Source organism: Actinospica durhamensis (genome assembly GCF_018139695.1).
Classification (GTDB): Bacteria; Actinomycetota; Actinomycetes; order Streptomycetales; family Catenulisporaceae; genus Actinospica; species Actinospica durhamensis.
The window spans coordinates 16,976-40,625 of record NZ_JAGSOG010000009.1 but is presented as its reverse complement, the minus strand read 5'-3'; the positions used below and the strand labels follow the sequence as shown (position 1 = coordinate 40,625).

The 23,650-nt window shown below is 72.8% G+C and carries 23 protein-coding genes and 1 pseudogene; 6 read left to right on the top strand and 18 right to left on the bottom strand.

Features of this window, described 5'->3' with window-relative positions:
- Position 1 precedes the first annotated feature (1 nt).
- A complete protein-coding gene (locus KDL01_RS03510; protein WP_212526839.1) occupies positions 2-646 on the top strand; it encodes a TetR family transcriptional regulator in 645 nt (214 codons plus the stop codon).
- 161 nt (positions 647-807) lie between these two features.
- On the opposite strand, the gene KDL01_RS45085 is transcribed toward KDL01_RS03510, so the two are convergent.
- A complete protein-coding gene (locus KDL01_RS45085; protein WP_212526838.1) occupies positions 808-2,136 on the bottom strand; it encodes a CPBP family intramembrane glutamic endopeptidase in 1,329 nt (442 codons plus the stop codon).
- Between the two features lie 108 nt (positions 2,137-2,244).
- Here KDL01_RS45085 and KDL01_RS03500 point away from each other — a divergent pair, with 108 nt between their 5' ends.
- Positions 2,245-2,913, top strand: coding sequence for an ATP-binding cassette domain-containing protein (locus tag KDL01_RS03500; RefSeq protein ID WP_212526837.1), 669 nt, complete (start codon positions 2,245-2,247; stop codon positions 2,911-2,913).
- Here the strand turns inward: KDL01_RS03500 and hemB are convergent.
- The 6 genes from hemB to KDL01_RS03470 form a co-directional block, all read right to left on the bottom strand.
- The gene (gene hemB, locus KDL01_RS03495) at positions 2,897-3,868 is read right to left on the bottom strand and encodes a porphobilinogen synthase (protein WP_368861507.1); all 972 of its coding nucleotides are present in this window, start codon (positions 3,866-3,868) and stop codon (positions 2,897-2,899) included. The two genes, KDL01_RS03500 and hemB, sit on opposite strands and share 17 nt — an antisense overlap.
- A gap of 64 nt (positions 3,869-3,932) precedes the next feature.
- Complete coding sequence (locus tag KDL01_RS03490; RefSeq protein WP_307846058.1) at positions 3,933-5,828, bottom strand: bifunctional uroporphyrinogen-III C-methyltransferase/uroporphyrinogen-III synthase; 1,896 nt, start codon at positions 5,826-5,828, stop codon at positions 3,933-3,935.
- Between the two features lie 103 nt (positions 5,829-5,931).
- Positions 5,932-6,894, bottom strand: coding sequence for a hydroxymethylbilane synthase (gene hemC, locus KDL01_RS03485; RefSeq protein WP_212526835.1), 963 nt, complete (start codon positions 6,892-6,894; stop codon positions 5,932-5,934).
- Positions 6,891-8,249 carry a glutamyl-tRNA reductase gene (locus KDL01_RS03480; protein ID WP_212526834.1) on the bottom strand — a complete coding sequence of 453 codons (1,359 nt, stop codon included), beginning with the start codon at positions 8,247-8,249 and terminating at the stop codon, positions 6,891-6,893. Before KDL01_RS03480 ends, hemC begins: the two co-directional genes overlap by 4 nt.
- Positions 8,246-9,055, bottom strand: a complete 810-nt coding sequence (locus KDL01_RS03475) for a redox-sensing transcriptional repressor Rex (protein ID WP_212526833.1) — start codon at positions 9,053-9,055, stop codon at positions 8,246-8,248. Before KDL01_RS03475 ends, KDL01_RS03480 begins: the two co-directional genes overlap by 4 nt.
- Before the next feature lie 283 nt (positions 9,056-9,338).
- A complete protein-coding gene (locus KDL01_RS03470; protein WP_212526832.1) occupies positions 9,339-9,611 on the bottom strand; it encodes a glutaredoxin family protein in 273 nt (90 codons plus the stop codon).
- A 124-nt stretch (positions 9,612-9,735) separates the two neighbouring features.
- Here KDL01_RS03470 and KDL01_RS03465 point away from each other — a divergent pair, with 124 nt between their 5' ends.
- From KDL01_RS03465 to KDL01_RS03455, 3 genes are all read left to right on the top strand, one after another.
- Positions 9,736-10,578: an HAD family hydrolase gene (locus KDL01_RS03465; RefSeq protein ID WP_307846057.1), complete on the top strand. Its 843-nt coding sequence runs from the start codon at positions 9,736-9,738 to the stop codon at positions 10,576-10,578.
- Positions 10,579-10,884: 306 nt separating this feature from the next.
- Positions 10,885-11,610 (top strand): ECF subfamily RNA polymerase sigma factor, BldN family, encoded by a 726-nt coding sequence (locus tag KDL01_RS03460; RefSeq protein WP_307846055.1) that lies wholly within the window; start codon positions 10,885-10,887, stop codon positions 11,608-11,610.
- Positions 11,611-11,929: 319 nt separating this feature from the next.
- Complete coding sequence (locus KDL01_RS03455) at positions 11,930-13,153, top strand: DUF5667 domain-containing protein (protein WP_212526831.1); 1,224 nt, start codon at positions 11,930-11,932, stop codon at positions 13,151-13,153.
- Between the two features lie 85 nt (positions 13,154-13,238).
- Here the strand turns inward: KDL01_RS03455 and KDL01_RS03450 are convergent, their stop codons facing one another.
- The 11 genes and pseudogenes from KDL01_RS03450 to KDL01_RS03400 all read right to left on the bottom strand — a co-directional run bounded on the left by KDL01_RS03450 (position 13,239) and on the right by KDL01_RS03400 (position 22,457).
- A complete protein-coding gene (locus tag KDL01_RS03450; RefSeq protein ID WP_212526830.1) occupies positions 13,239-14,153 on the bottom strand; it encodes a hypothetical protein in 915 nt (304 codons plus the stop codon).
- 7 nt (positions 14,154-14,160) lie between these two features.
- Positions 14,161-14,697 carry a SigE family RNA polymerase sigma factor gene (locus KDL01_RS03445; protein ID WP_307846052.1) on the bottom strand — a complete coding sequence of 179 codons (537 nt, stop codon included), beginning with the start codon at positions 14,695-14,697 and terminating at the stop codon, positions 14,161-14,163.
- 75 nt (positions 14,698-14,772) lie between these two features.
- Positions 14,773-15,930, bottom strand: a complete 1,158-nt coding sequence (locus KDL01_RS03440; protein ID WP_368861505.1) for a lysophospholipid acyltransferase family protein — start codon at positions 15,928-15,930, stop codon at positions 14,773-14,775.
- A 92-nt stretch (positions 15,931-16,022) separates the two neighbouring features.
- Positions 16,023-16,715, bottom strand: a pseudogene (locus KDL01_RS45820) (NAD-dependent epimerase/dehydratase family protein); the annotation flags it as partial.
- Between the two features lie 18 nt (positions 16,716-16,733).
- Positions 16,734-16,832: a 30S ribosomal protein bS22 gene (locus tag KDL01_RS03430; protein ID WP_018654693.1), complete on the bottom strand. Its 99-nt coding sequence runs from the start codon at positions 16,830-16,832 to the stop codon at positions 16,734-16,736.
- A gap of 159 nt (positions 16,833-16,991) precedes the next feature.
- A complete protein-coding gene (locus KDL01_RS03425; RefSeq protein WP_211244738.1) occupies positions 16,992-17,165 on the bottom strand; it encodes a helix-turn-helix domain-containing protein in 174 nt (57 codons plus the stop codon).
- A 310-nt stretch (positions 17,166-17,475) separates the two neighbouring features.
- Positions 17,476-18,294, bottom strand: a complete 819-nt coding sequence (locus KDL01_RS03420; RefSeq protein ID WP_212526828.1) for a phosphatase — start codon at positions 18,292-18,294, stop codon at positions 17,476-17,478.
- A 63-nt stretch (positions 18,295-18,357) separates the two neighbouring features.
- On the bottom strand, positions 18,358-19,563 hold the full coding sequence (locus KDL01_RS45080) for an MFS transporter (protein ID WP_212526827.1): 1,206 nt from the start codon (positions 19,561-19,563) through the stop codon (positions 18,358-18,360).
- Positions 19,564-19,699: 136 nt separating this feature from the next.
- Positions 19,700-20,509, bottom strand: coding sequence for a pyrroline-5-carboxylate reductase (proC, locus tag KDL01_RS03410; protein WP_212526826.1), 810 nt, complete (start codon positions 20,507-20,509; stop codon positions 19,700-19,702).
- 61 nt (positions 20,510-20,570) lie between these two features.
- A complete protein-coding gene (locus tag KDL01_RS03405; RefSeq protein ID WP_212526869.1) occupies positions 20,571-21,410 on the bottom strand; it encodes a sugar phosphate isomerase/epimerase family protein in 840 nt (279 codons plus the stop codon).
- 108 nt (positions 21,411-21,518) lie between these two features.
- Positions 21,519-22,457 carry a Ppx/GppA family phosphatase gene (locus tag KDL01_RS03400; protein WP_212526868.1) on the bottom strand — a complete coding sequence of 313 codons (939 nt, stop codon included), beginning with the start codon at positions 22,455-22,457 and terminating at the stop codon, positions 21,519-21,521.
- 124 nt (positions 22,458-22,581) lie between these two features.
- Here KDL01_RS03400 and KDL01_RS03395 point away from each other — a divergent pair, with 124 nt between their 5' ends.
- On the top strand, positions 22,582-23,343 hold the full coding sequence (locus KDL01_RS03395; protein ID WP_212526825.1) for a DUF3109 family protein: 762 nt from the start codon (positions 22,582-22,584) through the stop codon (positions 23,341-23,343).
- The last annotated feature ends 307 nt before the right edge of the window (positions 23,344-23,650 follow it).

Sequence of the window (23,650 nt, the reverse complement as noted above, 5' to 3'; positions counted from 1 at the left end):
TATGACACAAGTACGTACCGTCGACGGACGGATAGCCGGCCGGCGTGGCCAGGAGACCCGGGCCCGCCTCCTCGAGTGCCTCGCCGAACTGCTGGCGGCCCGGTCGTACCGGGACGTCACCGTCATCGACGTGGCACGTGACGCGGGAACCTCTCCGGCCACCTTCTACCAGTACTTCCCGGACATCGAGGCGGCGATCCTCGAACTGGCCGCGGACGTGGTCCGGGAGGCCGCCGAGCTCAAGGAGCTGGCGAGCGAGCGCAGTTGGGCCGGGCGGGCCGGCACCGTCTCGGCCACCGAGCTGGTGAACGGCCTGATGGACTTCTGGCAGGAGCACGACTCGATCCTGCGCGTGGTCGACCTGGCCGCGGCCGAGGGCGACAAGCGCTTCACCAAGCACCGGATGCGGGTGCTCGACGCCGTGCACAAGGCCCTGAGCTCGGCCATCGGCGAACTGCAGAAGAGCGGGAAGGTGGAGTCCGACGTCCCGGCCGCCGCCACCGCCGGCGCCCTGGTCACCATGCTGGCCGCCTCCGCCGCGCACCCCAAGACCTTCGAGTCCTGGGCGGTGAAGGACAAGGACCTGCGCGCCGCGCTGATCCGCCTGGTCAGCTGGGGCGTGACCGGCAAGAAGCCGACCCCGTAACAGCCCGCAAGCACCACCCGCAAAGGCCCGCCCCCCGTATCGGATACGGGGGGCGGGCCTTTGCGCGGTGCGGCCGGCTGCGAACGGGTCGAGGGCCGAGGCGGGCGGCGCGGCGCAGGTTCTTGAACGCGGCGCCCGCGCCACCTCGGCGCCTAGGCCGCCTACGCCGCCGCGGCGTTCTGGACCAGCGCCTGCTCCTCGGTGAAGCGGGCGTAGCGGCGCCGGGCGACCCGGTCCGAGTTCTCGACGCTGACGATCACCACCACCATCACCAGCGTGCCGAACGCGAGGGCCAGGATGAGCAGGCCCCCGGCCGCCGTGGGCACCACGCTGCCGAGGTACTCGAAGAAGTCGTACGTCGCGTGGGCCAGGATGATCGGCCACAGCAGCCGCCAGCGCCGGTAGACCCAGATGTTGACCATGGTGAAGATGATCACCCCGAGCGAGGCCCAGCCGTAGTACAGGTGGAACGGGATGCGCAGGCAGATGGCCACCAGGTAGATCACCCAGGCGCGGTTGCCGGTCATCCCGGCCTTCTCCAGCGCGTTGGTGACCAGGCCGGTGATCAGCATCTCCTCGCCGAACCCGGCCGCGAGCGCGACGAAAAGGCCCACCAGCACCAGCCACGGGCTGCTGCCCTGGTCGGGTGCGCCGGTGGTCTGGTTCGTCACGTTGGAGTAGATGATCACCGAGATCAGGAAGCCGAGCACCCCGGCCATCGAGACGAAGTAGGCCCGGGTGAACTGCCAGCCCCGGCTGCGCTCCTGCGGCGGCTGCGGCACGCCCGCGAAGGGCGCCGGATCGCCGCCGCCGAAGCCGTACGCGGTCGGCACCGGGTGCTGCTGCGGCGGAGCGCCCCAGGCCGGGACCCCGGGCGCCGCGGGCGCGGGCGGTCCGGCGGACAGCGGCGCGGTGGGCGCCGGCGCCGGGATGGGCGCGGTCTGCTCCGGCTCGCCCCACTGCGGGGCCTGCTGCGGCGCGGAGGGCTGCTGCGGCGGGCCGGCCTGGCCCTGCTGGGTCCACTGGCCCCACGCGCCCCACTGCCCCGTCGGAGGCTGCTGTGGGCCGCCCTCGGGCAGCGGCTGCGGGACCTGGCCCGGGTAGCCGTACGGGGAGTAGCCGTAGCCGCCGTACCAGCCGCCGGCCGGCGGGGCCTGCTCCGGCGGCCGCTTGAGCTTGCCGAAGAGCATCGGCAGGGTGACCCCGCGCTGCGAACAGAAGAACGCCACGCCGAAGATCGTCACGCTCGCCTGCATGACGTACTGCAGGATCTCCTCGAGCGCGGGCAGCCACCCGGTGATCTCGTCGTTGTTGCCCAGGCTCGGGTTCGCCAGCAGCACCAGCGCGGTGAACACGCCGAGGCCGAAGGACGGCACGTAGACCGCGAGGATCTCACCGAGCGCGCGGGGCAGGCCGATCCGCTGAGGTTGTCGTGTTGCCGCCGCGGCCGGTGCGCCGACGCCCTCCGGTATCCGGTCTTCGATCTCCACGCGTCCCGGTCCTTCGTCTCGACAACAGGCACTCCCTTGAGTTTGCTTTGTATCACGTGCGCAGTGCGCCCGCTCCTGCACGAACGGCCCAACGAAAGGCCCCGGCCGATGCCCGTCGAACTGGAAGTACGCGAGGTCACGGCCGGTTATCCGCGGGTTCCGGTGCTGCGCGGAATCAGCCTCGAGGTGTCCGCAGGACGGCTGACGGGGCTGATCGGATCCAACGGCGCCGGCAAGTCCACCCTGTTCGACGTGGTGTGCGGGCGGCTGCGGCCGAGCCACGGCCGGGTGCTGCTCGGGGGGCGGGAGGTCACCCGCGCGGCCACGCACCGGCGGGCCAGGCTCGGTCTCGGCCGCACCTACCAGCGGCTCGAGGTGTTCGGCTCGCTCAGCGTGGCGGAGAACCTGCTCGTCGCCGCCCGGGCCGCGGGCTCCGGCGATCCCGCGCAGGCCGTGGCGGATACGCTGCGGCGGCTGGGCCTGGCGGACTTCGCCGCGTATCCGGCCGGGAAGCTGCCCACCGGCGTGGCCCGGCTGGTGGAGATCGCGCGGGCGCTGGCCGGCGGGGCGCGCGTGCTGCTGCTGGACGAGCCCTCGTCCGGGATGGGCACCGGGGAGCTGGCCGAGTTCGCCGCGACTCTGCGGGCGCTGCGCGCGGACGGCCTCGCCCTGCTGATGATCGAACACGACCTAGACCTCGTCGCGGAGGTCTGCGACGAGGTCTACGAGTTGCGCGAGGGCCTGGCGCGGCCGGCCGGGCTCAGCCCAGCAGCCTGATGGCCTCGACGGCCCAGTAGGTCAGGATGACGCTCGCGCCGGCCCGGCGGATGGCCGTGAGCGTCTCCAGGATCGCCCGCTCCCGCTCGATCCAGCCGTTCGCCGCGGCCGCCTCGACCATCGCGTACTCGCCGGAGACCTGGTAGGCCGCCACCGGCACGTCCACCTCGGCCGCGACCCGGCTGATGATGTCCAGGTAGGCCAGGGCCGGCTTGACCATGACCAGGTCCGCGCCCTCTTCGACATCGAGGCGCACCTCGCGCAGCGACTCGATGGCGTTGGCCGGGTCCTGCTGGTAGGTCTTGCGGTCGCCCTCGAGCTGGGACTCCACCGCGTCGCGGAACGGGCCGAAGAAGGCCGAGGCGTACTTGGCCGAGTAGGCCAGCACCCCGGTGTCCTGCAGCCCCGCCTCGTCCAGCACCCGCCGGACGTAGCCGACCTGACCGTCCATCATGCCGCTCGGGCCGAGCAGGTGGGCGCCCGCCTCGGCCTGGGCCAGGGCCATCTCGCCGTAGCGCTCGAGGGTGGCGTCGTTGTCCACGGTGCCGTCGGCCCGCAGCACGCCGCAGTGGCCGTGGTCGGTGAACTCGTCCAGGCACAGGTCGCTCATCAGCACGGTCTCGTCGCCGACCTCGTCGGCCACCTCGCGCAGGGTGCGCTGCAAGATCCCGTCCCGGTCGGTGCCCGCGCTGCCGATCGCGTCCCGATGCGAGGGGACCGCGAACAGCATCAGCCCGCCGACCCCGGCCTCGACCGCCTCGCGGGCCGCCTTGCGCACGCTCGGCAGGGTGTGCTGGACCACGCCGGGCAGCGACGCGATGGGGGCCGGATCGTCCAGGCCCTCCTTGACGAACAGCGGCAGCACCAGGTTCGCCGGGTCGATCCGGGTCTCCGCCACCAGCCTGCGCATCGCGGGCGTGGTGCGCAGCCGCCGAGGACGGTACGTCAGATCCATTGCCATCTACCTTCTCCCACCGCGCCCGCGTGGATCCTGTCCTGACCGCGCGGGCGCATCCACTCTACGCCCGGCGCCGACGCGCCCGAGTACGTTCCGACGGACGCGTGACCGGATCGCCGGCGGCGATCTGCGCCTCGCGGCGCGAGGCCCCGAAGGCGGCCAGCGCCTCGGCCAGGGCCGCGGCGCTCGGCGTCGGGGCCAGTACGTCCACCCGCAGACCGTGCTCCCTGGCGGTGGCCGCGGTGGCCGGGCCGATGCAGGTGATCACGGTCGCGGAGTGCGGCTTGCCGGCGATGCCGACCAGGTTGCGCACGGTGGAGCTCGAGGTGAAGAGGACCGCGTCGAAGCCGCCGCCCTTGATCGCCTCGCGGATCGCCTCGGCCGGGGGCGCGGCCCGCACGGTCCGGTAGGCGGTCACGTCGTCCACCTCCCAGCCGAGTTCGACCAGGCCGGCCGAGAGCACCTCGGTGGCGATGTCGGCGCGCGGCAGGAACACCCGCTCGATCGGGTCGAAGGCCGGGTCGAAGGCCGGGAACTCGGCCAGCAGGCCGGCCGCGGACTGCTCGCCGGCGGGCACCAGGTCGGGCACCACGCCGAAGGCCTTGAGCGCCTTCGCCGTCGCCTCGCCGACCGCGGCCACCTTGATCCCGGCGAACGCGCGGGCGTCGAGGCCGTAGTCCTCGAACTTCTCCCGCACCGCCTTGACCGCGTTCACCGAGGTGAAGGCCACCCACTCGTACCGGCCGGTGACCAGGCCCTTGACCGCGCGCTCCATCTGCTGCGGGGTGCGCGGGGGCTCGACCGAGATGGTCGGGACCTCGGTGGGCACCGCGCCGTAGCGGCGCAGCTGCTCGGACAGCGCCCCGGCCTGCTCCTTGGTGCGCGGCACCAGCACCCGCCAGCCGAACAGCGGCTTGCTCTCGTACCAGGACAGCTCGGCGCGCTGATTGACCACGGCACCCACCACTACCACGGTGCCGGCCCCCGCGCAGGAGACGCGCTCGGCCTTGAGGGCGGCGGTGATCTTGTCCAGGGTGCCGGTGACGGTGCGCTGCGAGGTGAGCGAGCCGTCCACGGTCACGGCCACCGGGGTGGAGCCGGGACGGCCGGCCGCGAGCAGCTCGGCGGCCACCTCCTCGATCCGGTCGCCCACGCCCTGGAGCACCAGGGTGGAGGCGCTGGCGCCGGCCTCGCCGAGCTGGCGGTGCCAGTCCGACCAGGCGGTGAAGTTCTCGCCCGCGGCCGGGTGCGGGGCCGAGAGCAGCCGCACGTCGCCGATCGAGCCGCGGCTGAGCGGAATCCCGGCGAACATCGGCACCGCGGTGGCCCGGGCCAGGCCCGGCACGACCTCGAACGGCACCGCGGCGCGGGCGCAGGCCGCGGCCTCGGTCTCGAGCGGGCTGAACAGGCCGGGGTCGCCGTCGAGCAGCCGCACCACGTGCCGGCCGGAGGCGACCGCCTCGGCCATGGCCGCGAGCACCGGCTCCGGACAGGAGATCGGGTGGCCGAAGGCGGAGGCCGGCAGCACCACGCCCTTGGCCACGGGCACCGCGGGCGCGGCGAGCTCGGAGCCGATCTCGACCAGGAGCACGTCTGGGCGGGCCAGCGGGCGGAAGCGCTCGATCAGGTGCCGGTCGAGCACCAGCATGTCGGCCTCGGCCAGCGCGGCCGCACCCCGCAGGGTGAGCAGGTCGGGGTCGCCTGGCCCGGCGCCGACGAAGCTGACCCTGGCCCGGTGCGCGGGGCGCTCGGACTCGCCCGCCTCGGCGGCGTGCTCGCCCTCGGCGCCCTCGGCCGGCTCGGAGCCGACGCCGAGTGACTCGGCGGCGCGGCGCGGCCGCGGGCCGGGCAGGCTCACGGTCTCGAGCGCGCTCTCGATCTTCTCCAGCGGAGTGAGCGCGGGGCCCGCGACGAGGGTCGCGGCCGCGGCGTCGGCGATCGTTCGTACGGCGGTCACAGCGAAGCTCCCATCAATGCCATACCTGAATCGGCGCGCGCTGCGCGCGGCCGGGCTGTGGCGGTCGTGCAAAGGGTGGTGCGAAGGGTGGTACGGGTGGCGGTCATGCCGAGGTCCGGCGCGTGGCGCCCATGAGCGCGTCCGCGCCCTGGGCCAGGAGCCGGGTGGCGAGTTCCGCGCCGATGCGGGCCGCCTGCGCGGCCGGGCCGCTGAGGGCGGCGCGCACCGAGGCGGGCGGACCGGCATGGTCGGGCCCGACGACCTCGGCGACGACGCCGCTGAGCGTCAGTTCCCCGCCGTCCTCGGGCCCGACCAGGGCGTATCCGCCGACCGGCGCGGAGCAGCCGGCCTCCAGCGTGGCCAGCAGGGCCCGCTCGGCGGCGATCGCGGCCCGGGTGGGCGCGTGCTCGAGCGTGGCCAGGATCTCGATCAGCTCGGCGTCCTGGGCCCGGCACTCGATCGCCAGCGCGCCCTGGCCCGGGGCGGGCAGGAACTCGGCCGGGTCGAAGAAGTCGGTGGCCTCGCCGATCCGGCCGAGCCGGTTAAGGCCGGCGTAGGCGAGCACGACCGCGTCGACCCGGCCGGAGGCGACGAAGCCCACCCGGGTGTCGACGTTGCCGCGCACGGCCACGACCTCGAGGTCGGGGCGCAGCAGCCGCAGCTGGGCCGCGCGGCGGGTGGAGCCGGTGCCGACGCGGGCGCCGTGGGGCAGATCGGCCAGCTTGTGCCCGTCCCTGGCCACCAGCACGTCGCGCACGTCCTCGCGCTCGGGCACGGCGGCCAGCGCGAGTCCGGCCGGCTCGGCCGTGGGCAGGTCCTTGAGCGAGTGCACGGCGAAGTCGGCCTCGCCCGCGAGCAGCGCCTCGCGCAGCGCGTTGACGAAGACCCCGGTGCCGCCGATCTGCGACATCAGTTCGCCGGTGGCCTGGGTGGTGTCGCCGTAGGTGGTGATCTCCACCAGTTCGACCGGGCGGCCGGTGGCCCTGGTCACGGCCTCGGCCACCATCCCGGACTGCGCCGTCGCCAGCGCAGAGCGCCGGGTGGCGAGCCTGAGCGTGCTCGTCATCGCTTCTCCTGCCTCCGCTCGGCCGGGGCCGGGACCGCGATGTGGTCCTCGCCCGGCGCCGCCTCGGCCCGGCTGACCGCGACCGCGGTTCCCGGCTCGAGGTTGAACAGTTCGCGCAAGGCCTGCGCGTAGCTCACGCCGTCGTCGCCGACGGCCAGCTGCTTGACCCGTACGGTCGGCTCGTGCAGCAGCTTGTCCACCACGCGGCGCACGGTCTGCTCGACCTCGGCGCGAGTGCGCTCGTCCAGCCCGGCGGTGCGCCCGTGGAACCGGTCGAGCTCGGCCGCCACGACCTCGGCGGCCATGCAGCGCAGCGCGGTGACGGTCGGGGCCACGGCGCTGGCGGTACGCAGCTTGCGGTAGGCCTCGACCTCGGCCTCCACGATCCGGGACACCTCCTCGACGCTCTCGCGCCCGGGACGCTCCTCGGTCTCGCGCTGGTCCTGGGCGATGCGCTCGAGGTCCACCACGCGCACGAAGGGCAGCTCGGCTATCGCAGGGTCCAGATCGCGCGGCAGGGCCAGGTCGACCAGGGTGACCGGTGACTCGGATCCGCCGCGGGCTGCGGCGAACTGATCCGCCGTCAGCACCAGCTCGGTGGCGCCGGTGCAGGACAGCAGCAGGTCGGCCGCGGCGACGTGCGCGGGCAGCTCGGCCAGCGGCGCGGCCACCGCGCCGATCGTCTCGGCCAGCCGGGAGGCGCGCTCGGGCGTCCGGTTGACCACGGTGATTGCGGACTCGGGGTAGCGGCGGCGCAGGGTGGTGGCGGCCAGCGCGGACATCGAGCCGGCGCCGACCACGACCACCCGGGCCGGGTCCGCGGCGGAGTCGGCGGCGGCCAGGTCCAGCGCCGCGGTCACGATCGACTGCCCGGCCCGGTCCAGCGCCGTCTCGCTGTGCGCGCGCTTGCCCACCCGCAGGGCCTGCTGGACCAGCTCGTTGAGCACCGGCCCCGCGGTGCCCACCCGCTGGCCCACGGCGAGCGCGGAGCGCAGCTGGCCGAGGATCTGGGGCTCACCCAGGACCATCGAGTCGAGGCCGCAGGCGACGGTGAACAGGTGCCAGGCGGCGCGGTCGTCGTAGTGCACGTAGAAGTGGCCGGTCAGCACGTCCCGGGGCACCCCGGTGTACTGGCCGAGCAGTTCGGAGATCTCGCCGAGGGCGCCGTGGAACTTGGACACCTCGGCGTAGACCTCGAGGCGGTTGCAGGTGGCCACGGCCACCGCCTCGGTGACGTGTTCGGAGCCTGCGACGTCGCCGAGCAGCTTGACCACGAGTTCCTCGGTCAGCGAGGTCTGTTCGAGCAGGCGAACGGGTGCGGTGCGGTGGGAGATTCCGATCACGAGCAGGCTCATGCCGGCAACACCTCATTCAGGTCGGGCGCGGAGCGGTGCTGCCGGATCGGGGGTTCGGCCGGGCGCTCGGGCGCCTGGGCCTGGTCCGGATCCGGGTTCACTGGATCCTCCCGCATGGACCTACGGACCGTACGCCCGCCCCTGGCACCCTTGCCCTCGGCCGATTTGCGCTGCTCGTGGAAGGCGAGGATCTGCAGCTCCACGGACAGGTCCACCTTGCGCAGGTCCACCCCCTCGGGCACGGTGACCACGGTCGGGGCGAAGTTCAGGATCGAGGTGACCCCGGCGGCCACCAGCCGGTCGGCCACCGCCTGCGCGTTCGTCGGCGGCACGGCGATCACCGCGATCGAGATACCGAGGTCGGCGATCACCTCGTCGAGCTCGTCCACGTGCCGGATGACCAGCCCGGCCACGCGGTTGCCGGAAAGGCGCGGGTCGGCGTCGAACAGAGCAGCTATCCGGAAGCCGCGGCTGACGAAGCCGCCGTAGTTGGCCAGCGCGTGCCCCAGGTTTCCGATGCCGATGATGGCCACCGGCCAGTCCAGGCTCAGGCCGAGCTCGCGGGAGATCTGGTAGATCAGGTACTCGACGTCGTAACCGACGCCGCGGGTGCCGTAGGAGCCGAGGAAGGACAGGTCCTTGCGCAGCTTGGCCGAGTTGACCCCGGCCACCGCGGCGAGTTCCTCGGAGGAGACGGTGGCGGTACCGCGGTCCTGCAGGGTCCGCAGCGCACGCAGGTAGACGGGCAACCGCGCCACGGTCGCCTCGGGGATGGCGGCCATACCAGGACTGCTCATGCTGGCCATGCTGCTCCCGGTCGCGCTCGCTGGACTTCTCTGAGACTGTCGTGCCCGGGCGGTGAGCTCGCGACCCGCGGGCGCGTCCCGGACGGATGGGGCGACCCGAGTGATCTGTTGTTATCACTGCCTTAGCACTCACCAGGCAGCGTAGGACTTTGTGAAGGCGCGCACAAAGTTCATGACCGAATCGTGACACCTTGGCGATTTGCCGGTTATTGTCCGCTTCGCCCGATCTCACCTGCGACGATACCGGTTCTCCGGCCCTCCCGCGCCCGGTGTGCGACCCAAGTCACAGGTCGCTGCCAGCTTCCGGACCCGGCTCCGAGGCCGTCAGAGCCGCCCGCAGCCGGTTCTCGTCCACCCGCCAGAAGTCGTGCGCGCGACCGTCGACCAGGGTGACCGGGATGGTGTCCCAGTAGTCCTCCTTCAGCCGCGGGTCGTCGTTGATGTCGTACTCGACCCAGCCCACCCCGAGCTCGGCGGCCACCTTGGCCACGGTCTCGCGCGCCGTGTCGCACAGGTGACAGCCGGCCTTCCCGATCAGCGTGATTCGCGTCTGCATGGGTCCAAGCCTCTCACCGCGCAGGCGGGGCGGTGCGCCCGCCTTCCCTGCGTTTGCCGCCCGGACCCCGGCCGGTCGGTTCGCGGAGGCGTACACGATGCGCGCAGCCGGTAGGGTCTAGAGGGTGACAGTGCGCCCTGCCCCCAGCGCGGCCGCCGACAAACGCGCCGTCGACGCGGCCGTTGCACCCCGGCCCACCGCCGCCGCGTTCTTCGACTTGGACAACACTCTGATACGCGGCGCGTCGCTGTTCCACCTCGCCCGCGGCCTCGCCGCCCGCCGCTTCCTGAGCTCGGGCGAGATAGCCAGGTTCGCCTGCTCCCAGCTGACCTTCCGGATCCGCGGCGAGCGCACCGAACAGGTCGCCACCACCCGGGAGCGGGCGCTGTCCTTCGCCCGCGGGCACACCGTCGAGGAGATGGTGGAGCTGTGCCGGCACATCTACGACGACTATCTGGCCGAGAAGATCTGGCCGGGCACCCGCGCCCTGGCCGAGCTGCACCGCCGCCGCGGCGAGCCGGTCTGGCTGGTCACCGCGGCCCCCACGGAGCTGGCCGAGATCATCGCCGGCCGCCTGGGCCTCGACGGCGCGCTGGGCACCGAGGCCGAGGCGGTGGACGGCACCTACACCGGCAGGCTGGTCGGGGAGATACTGCACGGCCAGGCCAAGGGGACCGCGGTGCGGGAGCTGGCCGAGCGCCGCGGCTACGACCTGTCCGTCTGCCACGCCTACTCGGACTCGGCCAACGACCTGCCGATGCTCACCCTCGTCGGCCACCCGCACGCGGTGAACCCGGACCACCGGCTGCGCGCCCGGGCCGAGTACGAGGGCTGGCCGATCACCGACTACCGCACCGGCGTGCGGATGCTGCGGGCCGGACTGCCCGGCGCCGCGCTGACCGGTGCGGCCACCGGGGCCGTGGCGGCCGGGGTGGCCTTGGCGCGCCGCGCGAAGGCGAAGTCGTAGCGACGTGCTGTAGTGACGCCGTCACCAAGGGGTATCCTCGTGTCTCGTCCTGACGGCTCGTCAAGCAGAGTCGTCAAAGCCGCACACAGCGGGGTCCGGTCCGCCTACTATGGGTGATCGGATCGCCGCGACGGGCGGCGGTCCACGTGACGAACGACCACGAGCGACCACGAGCGGAACGACCCGCCCGTCGTCCGCAGCCCACGCGGCGCGGCGGTGCGGCCACGAGGGCAGTGCGCACCGGAACCCGCGCGGCTGAATGCATGCCGTGCTCGAACGTCGGCGCACCCGAGCACCTGGAGCCTTGTGCACCGACACGTCAGCGCCGATCGCACCGGCCTGAGCGGCCTGCGTGCGGCCGTGCTCGCGATGACGGCCGGAGCGGCCCCCATCCCGCCCCGCCCGGGCGGCGCGGGCCAGGCCGTCACCTCCGCGCGCCCGGCCGGGCCCGGCGCGCCGCCGGAGCCGCCGCGCCCCGACGCGGAGTCGGCCCGGATGCTGGCCCTGGTCGAGCGGGCCCAGTCCGGCGACGGCGAGGCCTTCGGGCAGCTCTACGACGCCTACGTGGACACGGTCTACCGGTACGTCTACTACCGGGTGTCCAACAAGGCCCTGGCCGAGGACCTGACCAGCGAGACCTTCCTGCGGGCGCTGCGGCGCATCTCCACCTTCACCTGGCAGGGCCGTGACTTCGGGGCCTGGCTCGTGACCATCGCGCGCAACCTGGTGGCGGACCACTTCAAGTCCAGCCGGCACCGGCTCGAGGTGCCCACCGGGGAGATGCTCGACTCGGACCAGACCGAGGCCAGCCCGGAGGACTCGGTGCTCGCGTACCTGTCCAACCGGGCCCTGTTGGACGCGGTCAAACAGCTCAACAGCCAGCAGCAGGAGTGCGTCACGCTGCGCTTCCTGCACGGGCTCTCGGTGGCCGAGACCGCGCAGATCATGGGCAAGAACGACGGCGCGATCAAGACCCTGCAGTACCGTGCCATCCGTACCCTGGCCCGGCTGCTCCCGGCGGACCTGCGGTGAGCGGCAGACCCGGTCGGATACGCCTACGTATCCACCCCCTGACGAGGCCGACCGGTCTGGACGGCGTGGTACGGCACGCCCGTGTGGGGGTGCCGTCCGTAACTCAGGACCCTCCGCCGTCGTTGCTCAGGACGACGCGCCCCCGCGCTCAGGCCGAAATCCCGAGATCCACTCGAACGAGTGAAAAGGACCGGCCTGGGACTGGTGGCGGGCGAGCCGGGCACAACCATTCCCGCCCGGCACGCGTCGAACGCGGTGACGGCCGGGCGGGGCCGGAGCCCGGGACCGATCCGGAGCAGTGGAGGAGGTGGCAGGCGCGATGAACGAGCGGCAGGCGGCGGAGGAGTTCGCGGCTTCGCTCGCCGGCTCGGCGGGCGGCGGGCCGAGCCCCCGAACCCGCGCCGGGCATCACGCGGGCAGCGGCGAGGGCGGCGGCGAGGGCACGCTGATGGTGGCGTTGGCCGAGCGACTGGGTCAGGCGGGCCGGGCACTGCCCGAGCCGGGCGCCGAGTTCCGGGCCGAGCTGCGCGCCCGGCTGGTGGCGCTCGCGCCCGAGGTGGCCGGCGCACGCCCGGCCACGGTGCCGGCGCAACGCGGGCGCGGCGGGCGGTCCGGAGCCAGACACGGCTCGGGCGAGGGACGTACCAGGCCCGGCTTCGGCAGCCTCTCCTCGGCCTGGCGGCGGCGGCTGCTCGCGGCCGGGGTCGGGGTGGCGGTGGCCACCGGCTCGGTCGGCGGCATCGCGATCGCCTCGGCCGGCGCGGAACCCGGCGACCCGCTGTACAACGCCAAGAAGATCTTCGAGTCGCTGCAGCTCTCGCTCTCCGGCTCGCCCACCGACCAGGGGCGCGACTATCTGCGCCTGGCCGACATCCGGCTCGGCGAGATCGACTCGCTGCTCCAGCGCCCGGACGTGGACCTGGCCGGCTCGCCCACCCAGGCGTACCTGCAGCAGACGGTCAACGAGCTGCGCACCATGATCGCCAACGGCGGCAACCTGCTGATCGGGCAGGTGCGCGCGGACGGCGACCAGACGGCCCTGCACGCCCTGGCCGACTTCCTGCTGACCGAGCGTCAGCGGGTGGCCGACCTCAGCTGGCGGCTGCCGCCGTTCCTGCAGTCGCAGCCCCCGCAGATCGTGGCTCTGATGGACCGGCTCAACCGGCAGCTGCAGCAGGCCGCGGCGCAGCAGGCGGCCCAGGCCGGGCACAACGCCCAGGGCCCGGGCGCCGGCGCGCAGACCGGCGGGGCCGGCGCGGGCGGCCCGGCCGGGAGTCAGGACACGGCCACGACGGGTGCGGCCGGCCCGGACGCGAGCGCGACCGCGAGCGGCACGCCCGCCCCGCAGGCCAGCGGCAGCGCGGCGGCGCAGTCCTCGGGCAGCGCGGCGGCCTCGGCCTCGGCGAGTGCGGGCTCGACCATAGGGGTCAGCGTCCCGCTGCCGCTGCCGACGATAGGAGTGACCGTCCCCGGTCTGCTCGGCCTGCCCGCGATCGATCTGGGGATAGGCGACGACAGCTCGAGCCCGACGGCCGGGCAGTAGCCGCCGATCGGCAGCACGCGAACGGGCCCCGACGCCGCGGCGTCGGGGCCCGTGTGGTGGGGACCGGCCTCGGCCGGCCCGGCGTTCAGCCGGCCAGTCGCGGGGCCAGCGGACCCCAGGTCGAGGCCGTGAGGATGCCCTCGACCTGAGTGAGCGTCAGCTGGAAGTCGGCCGTGGACTTGTCCGAGATCGACAGTTCCGTGCAGTACCCGCTCGGGCTGAGCCAGACGTACCACACGCCCGGGTTCATGCCCGAGGTGCCCGACTGCGTCATGGTGTAGAGCGAGCCGCCCGCCACCGACGTGGTGGTGCACGAGCCGCTCACCCCCGTCCGGTTCTCGGCCGTGGCGCAGGAGTGCGCCCAGGCCCCGTCGTACAGGCTGAAGATGACGTAGCTGCCGTTACCCGGGCTCTGCAGCGTCACCTCGATCTGCGTGTCCCACAGCCCGCTGACCAGGTCCTTCGCCGGCGTGGTGGCACTCGGGCCGCCGTCGCCGCCGCGTTGGAGCACGACCGCGCCGGACGGCAGCATGCCTTCGAAGTCCTGGAGCAGCTGCGCCGCGGTCACGCCGGTGGCTCCGGCGGCACCGGTCGTGCTCGGATTCACCGACGGGCTCGCCGACGCGCTCGCGGACGCGCTGCCGCTCGCGACCGTCGACGGGCTCGGGCTGCCCGGCTGCGCCGAGGCCGTCGCCATCGACGGGACGGGGCTCGCCGCCGCCGTCACCGCCTCGCTCGGCCCGGTCGACGGACTCACCGTGGCGGCCACGGACAGGGCCCGGCCGCCGGAGTCGAAGCCGGGCAGGGTGAAGGCCAGCGTCACCGCGGCGCACAGCGCGAAGGCCGCGCCCGCGCCCGCGCCGACCTGGCGGCGGCGCCGGATGGTGCGGCCGCGGCGCACCGCGCCCTCGTACAGGAACTCCGGGTTCGGTACCGGCATCGTGGCCGCGGTCTGGTGCAGCGCGGCCGCGAAGCCCTCTTCCTCATTGGGGATGGACATGGACACCTCAGCTCTCTGGGCTGGCGAGGAAGTCGGGGCCGAGCTGCTCGCGCAGCCGGGCCAGCGCCCGCAGCGAACGGGACTTGACCGCGGATATGGACAGGCCGAGCAGCCTGGCGGTCTCCTCCACGCTCTGGTCCTCCCAGTACCGCAGCACCAACACGGCGCGGTCGCGCGTGTCGAGCCGGGCGAGCGCGGCCAACAGGGTCAGCCGCAGGTCCTGGTCTGTGCCGCGGGCCGCGAGTTCGTGGAACTCGGCCGTGGGGCGCTCGGCGTTCGACTTCCTGCGCCGATTGGCGATGAAGGTGTTCACCAGCACGGTCTGCGCGTACCCGGCCGGATTCTGGATCCGGTCGCGCTTGCCCCACTTGGCGAACATGCGGCCGAGGGTCTCCTGCACGAGATCCTCGGCCAGGTGCTTGTCACCGCCTGTGAGCAGACAGGCGGTCCGATAGAGATGCGTTCCCCGCATGAGCACGAAGGCCTGGAAGTCCTCGGTGTCCACGGCCGACAGCTCCGCAGTCGGGCTCGACAGTAATCTCACACCCGGATGATGCTCCACCACACCGGTTCGGTCGCACCCGGTCCACACCCGGTCCACCCGGGTCCGGAAGAAGGCTTAGAAGAACACGGACCGGCGCTGCAGCAGCACCCGGTAGAGGGTGTCCTGGATGGTCTCGCGCACCTGGTCGGTGAGGTTGAACACCAGCATCGGGTCCTCGGCCGCGGCCGGGTCGTAGCCGGAGGTGTCGATCGGCTCGCCGAACACGATGTACCACTTGGACGGCAGCGGGACCAGGCCGAGCGGCCCGAACCAGGGGAAGGTCGGGGTGAGCGGGAAGTAGGGCAGGTTCAGCAGCCGGGCCAGCGGCTTGAGGTCGCCGATCTTGGGATAGATCTCCTCGGCGCCCACGATCGCGGTCGGGATGATCGGCGTGCCGGTGCGCAGCGCGGCGGAGACGAAGCCGCCGCGGCCGAAGCGCTGGAGCCGGTAGCGCTCGGCGAAGGGCTTGCCGATGCCCTTGAAGCCCTCCGGCCACACCCCGACCACCTCCCCCTGCGCGAGCAGCTGCTGCGCGTCCGGGTTGCAGGCCAGGGTGTGCCCGGCCTTGCGGGCGTACTCGCCGACGTAGGGCATGGTGAACACGACGTCGGCGGCGAGCATGCGCAGGTGCCGCCCGGCCGGATGGTGGTCCCACAGGGCGACCTGGGTCATCAGCGCGTCGAGCGGCAGCGTGCCGGAGTGGTTGGCCACGATCAGGGCGCCGCCCTCGGCCGGCACCCGCTCCAGGCCCCGGGCCTCGACCCGGAAGTAGCGTTCGTAGAGCGGGCGCACCAGGTTGAGCAGCACGTGGTGGGTGAGGTCCTCGTCGAAGCCGAACTCGTCGACCTCGTACTCACCGGTGATCCGGCGGCGCAGGAAGGCCAGGCCGCGCGCCGCGCGGCGTTCCCACTCGGGTGTGTCAGACACCGTCGACCTCAGCGCGCTGCACCCGGGCCATGGCCGCCTCCGGCTTCCCGCGCGGTCGCCGCGTACCGGTCGAGCAGCTCCCTGAGCCCGCGCTCCGCCGAGCGTACCCGGTCCGGGTCGATCAAGGGGCTGATCTCGGCCGCGCGGGCATGGTCGGCCGCCGCCTCGGCCGAGGAGCGGGCCGGGCGGAACCTGAGGTGCTCGGCCATCCGGGCGAGGTCGAGCACCCGGCCGAAGGTGAGCAGCTCGAACTGCTCGGCGGTCAGATCGGCCACCCCGAGCGAGCGCAGCCCCCGGCCGAGCCAGGGCGCGGCGAAGCGCGGCACGGGCACGGTGGGCCGGCCGAGTCGGCGGGCGAGCTGGGAGAGCGTGAGCGATCCCGCGCCCGCCACGTTGTAGACGCCCGGATGGGAGCCGTCGGCGGCCACCCGCAGTGCCCGTACCGCGTCGTCGATGTGCAGGAACTGCAGCCTGGGGTCGAACCCGGCCACGGCCGGCAGGACCGGCAGTGCCAGGTAGTCGGCCATCGGCCCGGTCACCCCGGGGCCGAGCAGCTCGGCGAAGCGCAGCACCGTCACGGACACGTCCGGACGGCGCCGGGCGAAACCGCGCACGTACTCCTCGACCTCGACACAGTCCTTGCCGAAGCCCGCGCGCGGCGGGCGGTGCGGCTGGGTGTCCTCGCTGAAGTGGGCCGGGTCCCTCGGGGCGCAGCCGTAGACCGCGGCCGAGGAGGTGACCACGAGCCGACGCACCGACGGCGCCCGCTGGCACGCGGCGAGCAGCTGCATGGTGCCGATGACGTTGCGTTCCTTCATCGCCGTACGCCCGCCGGCCAGGCCTGGCGCGGCGAGCACGTCGAGGTGCAACACGGTCTCCGGCCGGGCCTTGGCGATCAGGGTGGCGATGGCCGGGGCGCGCAGGTCCACGTGGACGTGCTCGACCCCGTCCACCCGAAGCTCGGAGGGAGGGTCGACCAGGTCCACCGCGAGGATGCGGTTCGCGCCGTCACGGGCGGCGAGGTCGCGCAGCACCGCAGTGCCGAGCCGCCGGGCGGCTCCGGTCACCAGCAGTGTGCGTGCGGCCGTCATCGTGCGCCGAGCGCCGGGCTACTTCTTGTTGCGACGCTGGATGCGCGTCTTCTTCAGCAGCTTGCGGTGCTTCTTCTTGGCCATACGCTTGCGGCGCTTCTTGATGACAGAGCCCACGGGGGTCCCTCGCTCACTTCTTAACTTCGAGCAGCAGGTGCTGCGGACATGGAACAGGGAGACCAGGGTACCCGTCCGCAGCCACTGCTGGGAAAGCGAGAGCTCAGGAAGAGGTCAGAAAGAGGGGAGAGAGCTCGAGGGAGCTTCCTTCCGAACCGCTCAGGAGGTCTCGACGTAGGCGGCCGAGAGGTACTCCCGCACCGCCTTGGCCGGCACTCGGAAGGATCGGCCCACTCGCACCGCGGGGAGTTCGCCGGAGTGGACCATCCGGTAGACCGTCATCTTCGAGACCCGCATCACCCCGGCCACCTCGGCCACCGTGAGGAAGGCCATGTCGCTCAGGTCGATGTCGCCGCCGAGGATCGGCCGGTTGGTGCGTGCTGTGTCTGAATCGGTCATAGGGGCTCCACATTCGTGGCTGTCGTCGTAGGCATCGCAGAACTTGCGCAATCCGCACCGGAGGGCGGTGACCCCCACGTGTGCGCGTCGTTCCTAAGCGTAGTTGGGTCAGGTGTGGAAGGGGAGGCCTTAGGCAGAAAAAGGGAGGTTTTCGGCAGAGCGGCAATCAGGTGAAACCGTTGCACTACCGGCGAATCGGTGTTGCCGGAGCCGATCTCAGCACCCTTCGTGGGCGTCTGGTTGGTCAGGATCCTGTGACGACGCGTACGGCGCGGGCCACCCGGGCGAGCACATAGTCGGCCAGCGGGTCGTAGAGCTCGGGGGCGAGTCCGTCGTCCAGCGGCACCGCCACCCGGACCACGCCCTCGGCCTCGCCCACGAACAGCGCCGGGTCGTTGCAGTCGGCGAACCCGACCGCGTCGGCGCCCGCCTGCGCCGCCCCGCCGCACCAGCCGTGGTCCGCGATGACCAGGTCCGGCAGGCAGTGCCCAGCCTCGGCCAGGGCCGCGAAGGTGGCCCGGATCGGGCGCGGGGAGTGGCTGTGCACCGGGCCCTCGGCGTCCTCGAGCGCGGCCACGTCGCCGGTGTAGCCGACGGTCAGCCGCCGCGGGCCGTAGCGTCCAGGGGCCTCGTAGGACCAGCCGGCGCCCGCGCACAGGATCCGGCAGCCGTAGCCGCGCAGCGCGTCGGCGAAGCTCTGGTAGGCCCGTGCCAGGCTGGCCGGGTGCCCGGTGGCCAGCAGCACGGTCTCGCGCCGCAGCGCCGCGCCGGCCAGCCGGTCGGCGTAGCGCTCGAGCGCGTCCGCCACCAGTTCCGGGTCGATGGTGTCCACGCCGAAGCGGCGGCGCGGGTCTGCGCCCACGCCCACCCGGCGGACCATCAGCTCGAGTACGGACTCGGCGCTCCAGCCGGGCGAGGGGTCGAGCCCGAGCAGGTAGTGCGGATCGCGGTCGGCCATCAGGCGGTAGTGCAGCAGGTTGTTCTCCCGCGGCGTGGCCACCTCGCCCGCGATCCGGCTGTGCACAAGGTGCCGGACCAGGTCGGGGCGGTCCACGGTGTCCATGCTTCCGACTGTAGCCGCCGCGCGCGCGGCGCGGCGGGATGACCGGGGAAGCCGGACTGTGGGCTACGCCACCGTGCGCCGCGTGTCGAAGCCGTAGGCGAACACGAACATCAGTACCGCGAGAACCGCCGGGATCAACCAGCCCGGGCGGTAGGGCAGTCCGGCCTGCCAGAGGCTGGTCAGCAGCGGGGCGCCGAGCAGGAAGCCGACGTAGTTGAAGACGTTCAGCCGGGCCACCGCGATCCCGGTCTCGTGCGGGTCGAGCCGGCCGGCCGCGGCGAAGGTGAGCGGGGCCATGACCGAGATGCCGAGGCCCACCACGGCGAATCCGCCCAGCGCCACCCAGGCGTCCGGCGCCACGCACACCAGCAGGAAGCCGAGCACCGCGCAGACCGCGGCGATCCGGGCGATCAGCACCCCGCCGAAGCGGTCGGTGAGCTTGTCACCGGAGAAGCGGCCGATCATCAGCGGCACCGAGTAGACGGCGTAGACGGCGGTGTACTGCCAGCCGTGCGCCATCAGCTCCTTCTCCATGTACACCCCGCCCGCGCTCGAGACGGTGGAGTCGCCCAGGTAGGCCAGTGCGATGACGACGCAGATCGCGCCCATCGGCTTCCACGGGATCTTGATCGTCTTGGCCTCGGCGGTGAGCGTCTCGTCGCCGATGCCGCGCAGCAGCCGGGGCCCGAAGGCCAGCAGCACCGGCACCACCAGGATGGTCGAGGCCAGATACAGGTTGCTGTAGACCTTGCCGTCGAAGCGCGCGGTGAGCGAGGCGGCGGCCGAGCCGACGAACGCGCCGAGCGCCCAGCAGCCGTGGAAGGACAGGATGATCGAGCGGCCGTAGCGCTTCTGCAGCGCCACCGCCTGCATGTTGGTGGTCGCGTCCACCGCGCCGACGGTCAGTCCGAACAGTGCGAGCACCGGCAGCATGACGCCGAACGAGGAGGCGTAGCCGGCCAGCAGTATGGAAAACGGCACCAGCACCTGGGCCACCCGCAGCACCGTGGAGGAGCTGTAGCGCCCGACCAGGAACCCGGCGGTGACCGAGCCGACCCCGGCGATCACCGGGACCACGGCGAGCAGGATCGAGAGCGTCCCGTCGTCGATCCCGAGCCTGCTCTGGATGTTGGCGACCTCGCTGGTGAGCAGCGAGAACGCGAACCCCTGGGCCCCGAAGGCCACGAACCCGGCCACTCGGGCGCGCCGCAGCACCGGGGCGATCGCCCCCGCGCTCGGCGTCGACGCCGATGCCTCCGTCTTCGCCACCTTCGTGCCTCCTTGCTCGCCGGTCGCGTCAGCGTACGCACGTTGGGCTACCAGGCGGAAGAGGCTTCATCCAAATGTGATCCCTGGTTCATATTGACCTTCGCGGGGCCAGGCCACCGGGCCCCGCACGAGGCCCTCAGCTGCCGGAGGCCAGCTCCTGCGAGCGGTTGCGCGCCGCCTCGAGCGCCTCGAGCAGGGCCGCGCGCACTCCGTGCCGCTCGAGCTCGCGGATCGCCGCGATCGTGGTGCCCGCGGGCGAGGTCACCGCCTCGCGCAGCTTCACCGGGTGCTCGCCGGAGTCGCGCAGCATCACGCCCGCGCCCACGGCCGACTGCACGATCAGCTCGTGCGCGGTGGCCCGGGGCAGGCCGAGCAGGATGCCCGCGTCCACCATCGCCTCGACCAGGAAGTAGAAGTACGCCGGTCCCGAGCCGGAGAGTGCGGTGACCGCGTCCTGCTGCGCCTCGGGCACCCGGATCGTCTTGCCGACCAGCCGGAAGATCTCCTCGGTGCGCGCCAGGTGCTCCTCGCCGGCGTGCGGGCCCGCGGAGATCGCCGACATCGCCTCGTCCACCAGCACCGGCGTGTTGGTCATCACCCGCACCACGGCCGCGCCCTCGACCCCGAGGTGCTGCGAGACGAACCCGGTGGTGATCCCGGCCGCGCCGGAGATCACCAGCCGGTCGGCCGGGACGTGCCCGGCCAGCTCCGCCAGCAGCGCGCCCATGTCCTGCGGCTTGGCCGTGAGGATCAGCGTGTCGGCCTCCTTCGCCGCCTCGCGGTTGGACACCGCGGCCACCCCGTAGCGCGCGGTGAGCTCCGCCGCCCGCTCGGCCCGGCGCGTGGTCACCAGCACCTCGTCCACCGGCTTGCCCGCCCGGAGCACGCCGGAGACCAGGGCCTCGCCCATCTTCCCGGTGCCGAGCACGGCGATCCGCTGACCCATGTACCGCTCCCGTTCGTCCTCGTCCCGGCGGCCGTGCGCGGCCGTCCGGCTACGGCCTGCCCTAAACAGTGATCTGCTTCGCTTCGCGCCCGTCGCCCACCCCGCCGAGCACCAGGTGCCGGCGCGCGTACACCAGGGCCTCGCGCAGGTCGGCGTCCCTGGCCTCCTGGTCCACCGCTCTGCGGGTGTTGACTTCGAGCACGATGTTGCCGTCGAAACCGTTGCGCCCCAACAGGCCGAGCACCGCGGAGCAGGGCTGGCGCCCGCGGCCCGGCACCAGGTGCTCGTCCGCGTTCGAGCCCGAACCGTCGGCCAGGTGCAGGTGCGCCAGGCGCGAACCCATCCGCCCCAGCATGCCCATCGTGTCCACCCGCGAGGTGGCCGAGTGCGACAGGTCCAGGGTGAAGTGCGGGTAGTCCTCCTCGGTCGGGTCCCAGCCCGGGGAGTAGGCCTCCACCCGCCGCTCGCCCACCAGCGGCGCGCTCGCCCGCCACGGGTACATGTTCTCCACGGCGAACCTGATGCCGGTCTCGGTCTGCATCCGCTTGAGTCCGGTGACGAACTCGTTCGCGTACTTGCCCTGCCAGACGAAGGGCGGGTGCACCACCACGGTGGAGGCGCCGAGCTCCTCGGCCACCATCCGGGCCTTGACCAGCTTGCCCCACGGGTCGGTACCCCAGACCCGCTGCAGGTTGAGCCAGAACAGACAGGGCGCGTGCACGGCCAGGATCGGCACTCCGAGTCCGTCGCGCAGCCGCCGCAGCGAGTCGATGGACTGGCTCACCGGGTCGTTCGTGACCATGACCTCGACCCCGTCGTAGCCCAGCCGCTGTGCGGTGGCGAAGCCGGTGGCGGTGTTCTCCGGGTAGACCGAGATGGTGGAGAGCGCAACCTTGGGCATGGACACCTGCTCCACCGCGCCGCTGCCGCTCACTGCCCATGTCACGCTCTGAGCGTAGCTCAGGTGCGCTCCGACGTCCGAGCCGTGTCCAAGATCACATCCGCCCGGTCAGATCCACTCCTCCGGCAGCCCGTCGAGCCGGCGCAGGATGATCCCCTCGCGCAGCGCCCACGGCGAGATGTCCGCCACCTCGGACTCGAACAGGTCGATCGCCGCCTCGGCCACGATCGCCCCGGCCAGCAGCTGCTTGGCCCGGCCGACCGAGACTCCGGGCAGCTGGGAGCGCTCGGCGCTCGACATCCGGGCCAGTTTGCCGATCCACTCGGACAGGTCCGCCCGGAACAGCCGCCGCGGCACGTAGAGGCCCTCGGTGCTCGGCGCCGCCCCGGCGATCCTGGCCAGCTGCTTGAAGGTCTTGGAGGACGCGCAGACCCGGTCCGGCCGGCCGTAGCGCACCAGGTCGCCGACCACCTTGCCGATCTCGGCGCGCACGTGCCGCCGCAGCGCCCGCACCGCGGTCTCGTCCGGCGGGTCGGTGAGGAACCACTCCTTGGTCAGCCGGGCCGCGCCGAACGGCAGCGAACGGGCGACCTCGGGCATCTCGTCGAAGCCGGAGGCCATCTCCAGCGAGCCGCCGCCGATGTCGAGCACCAGCAGCCGCCCGGCCGACCAGCCGAACCAGCGGCGCACCGCCAGGAAGGTCAGCTGCGCCTCGGCCTGTCCGGGCAGCACCTTCAGCTCCACCCCGGTGCGAGCCCGGATGCCGGCCAGCACCTCCTCGCCGTTCTCCGCGTCGCGCACGGCCGAGGTGGCGAACGCGATCAGCTCCTGCACGCCCTTGTCCTCGGCGATGCGCAGCGCCTCGAGCACGAAGGCCTCGAGACGCTCGCGGCCCTCGTCCACGATCCGGTTGTCCTGGTCGATCAGGTCGACCAGGTGCAGTTCGGTCTTGTGTGACGACGCGGACAGCGGGCGGGCACCCTGATGGGCATCCACGACGAGCAGATGCACGGTGTTAGAGCCGACGTCCAGCACTCCCAATCGCATGCTCACGAAACTAGTGCACCGGGCCGCGACCCGCCGGGTCCACGGCCGCCGACCAGTGGCGTATACCCGGCGCGCGCGGAGGTTTGGGGTCCTTTGGCCGCAAGGCCCCCTATGCTCTAGGGCTGTGCCTGAAGTAGCCCTCGATTTTCCCCGCGCCTGGGTGGAGTTTCCCGACCCGGACAACTCCGAGCAGATCTATCACTGCGATCTGACCTGGCTGTGCTCCCGCTGGCAGTGCGTCTGGGGGTCCGGGTGCCAGGGCATCCGGCCCGGCCGTGCCGACGACGGCTGCTGCACCCTCGGCGCGCACTTCTCCGACACCGACGACGAGAAGCGGGTGAAGGAGGCGGCCAAGCAGCTGACCTCGGAGACCTGGCAGTTCCACGCCCAGGGGGTGCGCCGCGGCGGGCGGCTCGCGGTGGTCGAGACCGACGACGACGGCGAGCGCCAGACCCGGGTCGTGGACGGCGCCTGCATCTTCCTGAACCGGCCGGGCTTCCCCGGCGGCGCCGGCTGCGCGCTGCACGCCCAGGCCCTGCGCGAGGGGCGCCACCCGCTGGAGACCAAGCCGGACGTGTGCTGGCAGCTGCCGATCCGGCGCACCTACGACTGGATCGAGCGGCCGGACGAGACCCGGGTGCTGCAGATCAGCATCGGCGAGTACGACCGGCGCGGCTGGGGCCCGGGCGGCCACGACCTGAACTGGTGGTGCACCGGGAACACCGAGGCGCACACCGCGTTCGAACCGGTCTATCTCTCCTACCGGCCCGAACTGGTGGAGCTGATGGGGCAGCCGGCCTACGACCAGCTGGCCGAGCTGTGCGAGGCGTACCTGGCCGCCCGGCCGCGGCCGCTGGCCGTGCACCCGGCGGACCCCGAGGCCTGAGGCCGGAGGGGAGCGCGACATGCCGGAGACCGGTGGGATCGGTAACGAGGTCGATACAGAACCCGAGCATCGCGACCCAGGTGCCGGTAGTAGGCTGCCCCAATCCAGAACGCCTCCGGGAGGCCGCGCGCCCGCTGCCGTCGTGCTGCCCGGAGACGGCCGCAGCCGACGCACCGATGGGTACGCCCTAGTGACCACCACCGTCTCTTCGACGTCGACCGCCACCCAGCCCCCGGTACCGCCCGCCGACACCGATCCCAGGCCTCGAATAACAGCTCGGGTCTCGGGTTTCGTCCAGCGGGAACGT

Coding starts and splice junctions, on each gene's coding strand:
- KDL01_RS03510 (WP_212526839.1), top strand. CDS start 2: ATGACACAAGTACGTACCGTCGACGGACGGATAGCCGGCCGGCGTGGC.
- KDL01_RS03500 (WP_212526837.1), top strand. CDS start 2,245: ATGCCCGTCGAACTGGAAGTACGCGAGGTCACGGCCGGTTATCCGCGG.
- hemB (WP_368861507.1), bottom strand. CDS start 3,868: ATGGATCTGACGTACCGTCCTCGGCGGCTGCGCACCACGCCCGCGATG.
- hemC (WP_212526835.1), bottom strand. CDS start 6,894: ATGACGAGCACGCTCAGGCTCGCCACCCGGCGCTCTGCGCTGGCGACG.
- KDL01_RS03480 (WP_212526834.1), bottom strand. CDS start 8,249: ATGAGCCTGCTCGTGATCGGAATCTCCCACCGCACCGCACCCGTTCGC.
- KDL01_RS03475 (WP_212526833.1), bottom strand. CDS start 9,055: ATGGCCAGCATGAGCAGTCCTGGTATGGCCGCCATCCCCGAGGCGACC.
- KDL01_RS03470 (WP_212526832.1), bottom strand. CDS start 9,611: ATGCAGACGCGAATCACGCTGATCGGGAAGGCCGGCTGTCACCTGTGC.
- KDL01_RS03455 (WP_212526831.1), top strand. CDS start 11,930: ATGAACGAGCGGCAGGCGGCGGAGGAGTTCGCGGCTTCGCTCGCCGGC.
- KDL01_RS03450 (WP_212526830.1), bottom strand. CDS start 14,153: ATGTCCATCCCCAATGAGGAAGAGGGCTTCGCGGCCGCGCTGCACCAG.
- KDL01_RS03425 (WP_211244738.1), bottom strand. CDS start 17,165: ATGGCCTTCCTCACGGTGGCCGAGGTGGCCGGGGTGATGCGGGTCTCG.
- KDL01_RS03420 (WP_212526828.1), bottom strand. CDS start 18,294: ATGGACACCGTGGACCGCCCCGACCTGGTCCGGCACCTTGTGCACAGC.
- proC (WP_212526826.1), bottom strand. CDS start 20,509: ATGGGTCAGCGGATCGCCGTGCTCGGCACCGGGAAGATGGGCGAGGCC.
- KDL01_RS03405 (WP_212526869.1), bottom strand. CDS start 21,410: ATGCCCAAGGTTGCGCTCTCCACCATCTCGGTCTACCCGGAGAACACC.
- KDL01_RS03400 (WP_212526868.1), bottom strand. CDS start 22,457: ATGCGATTGGGAGTGCTGGACGTCGGCTCTAACACCGTGCATCTGCTC.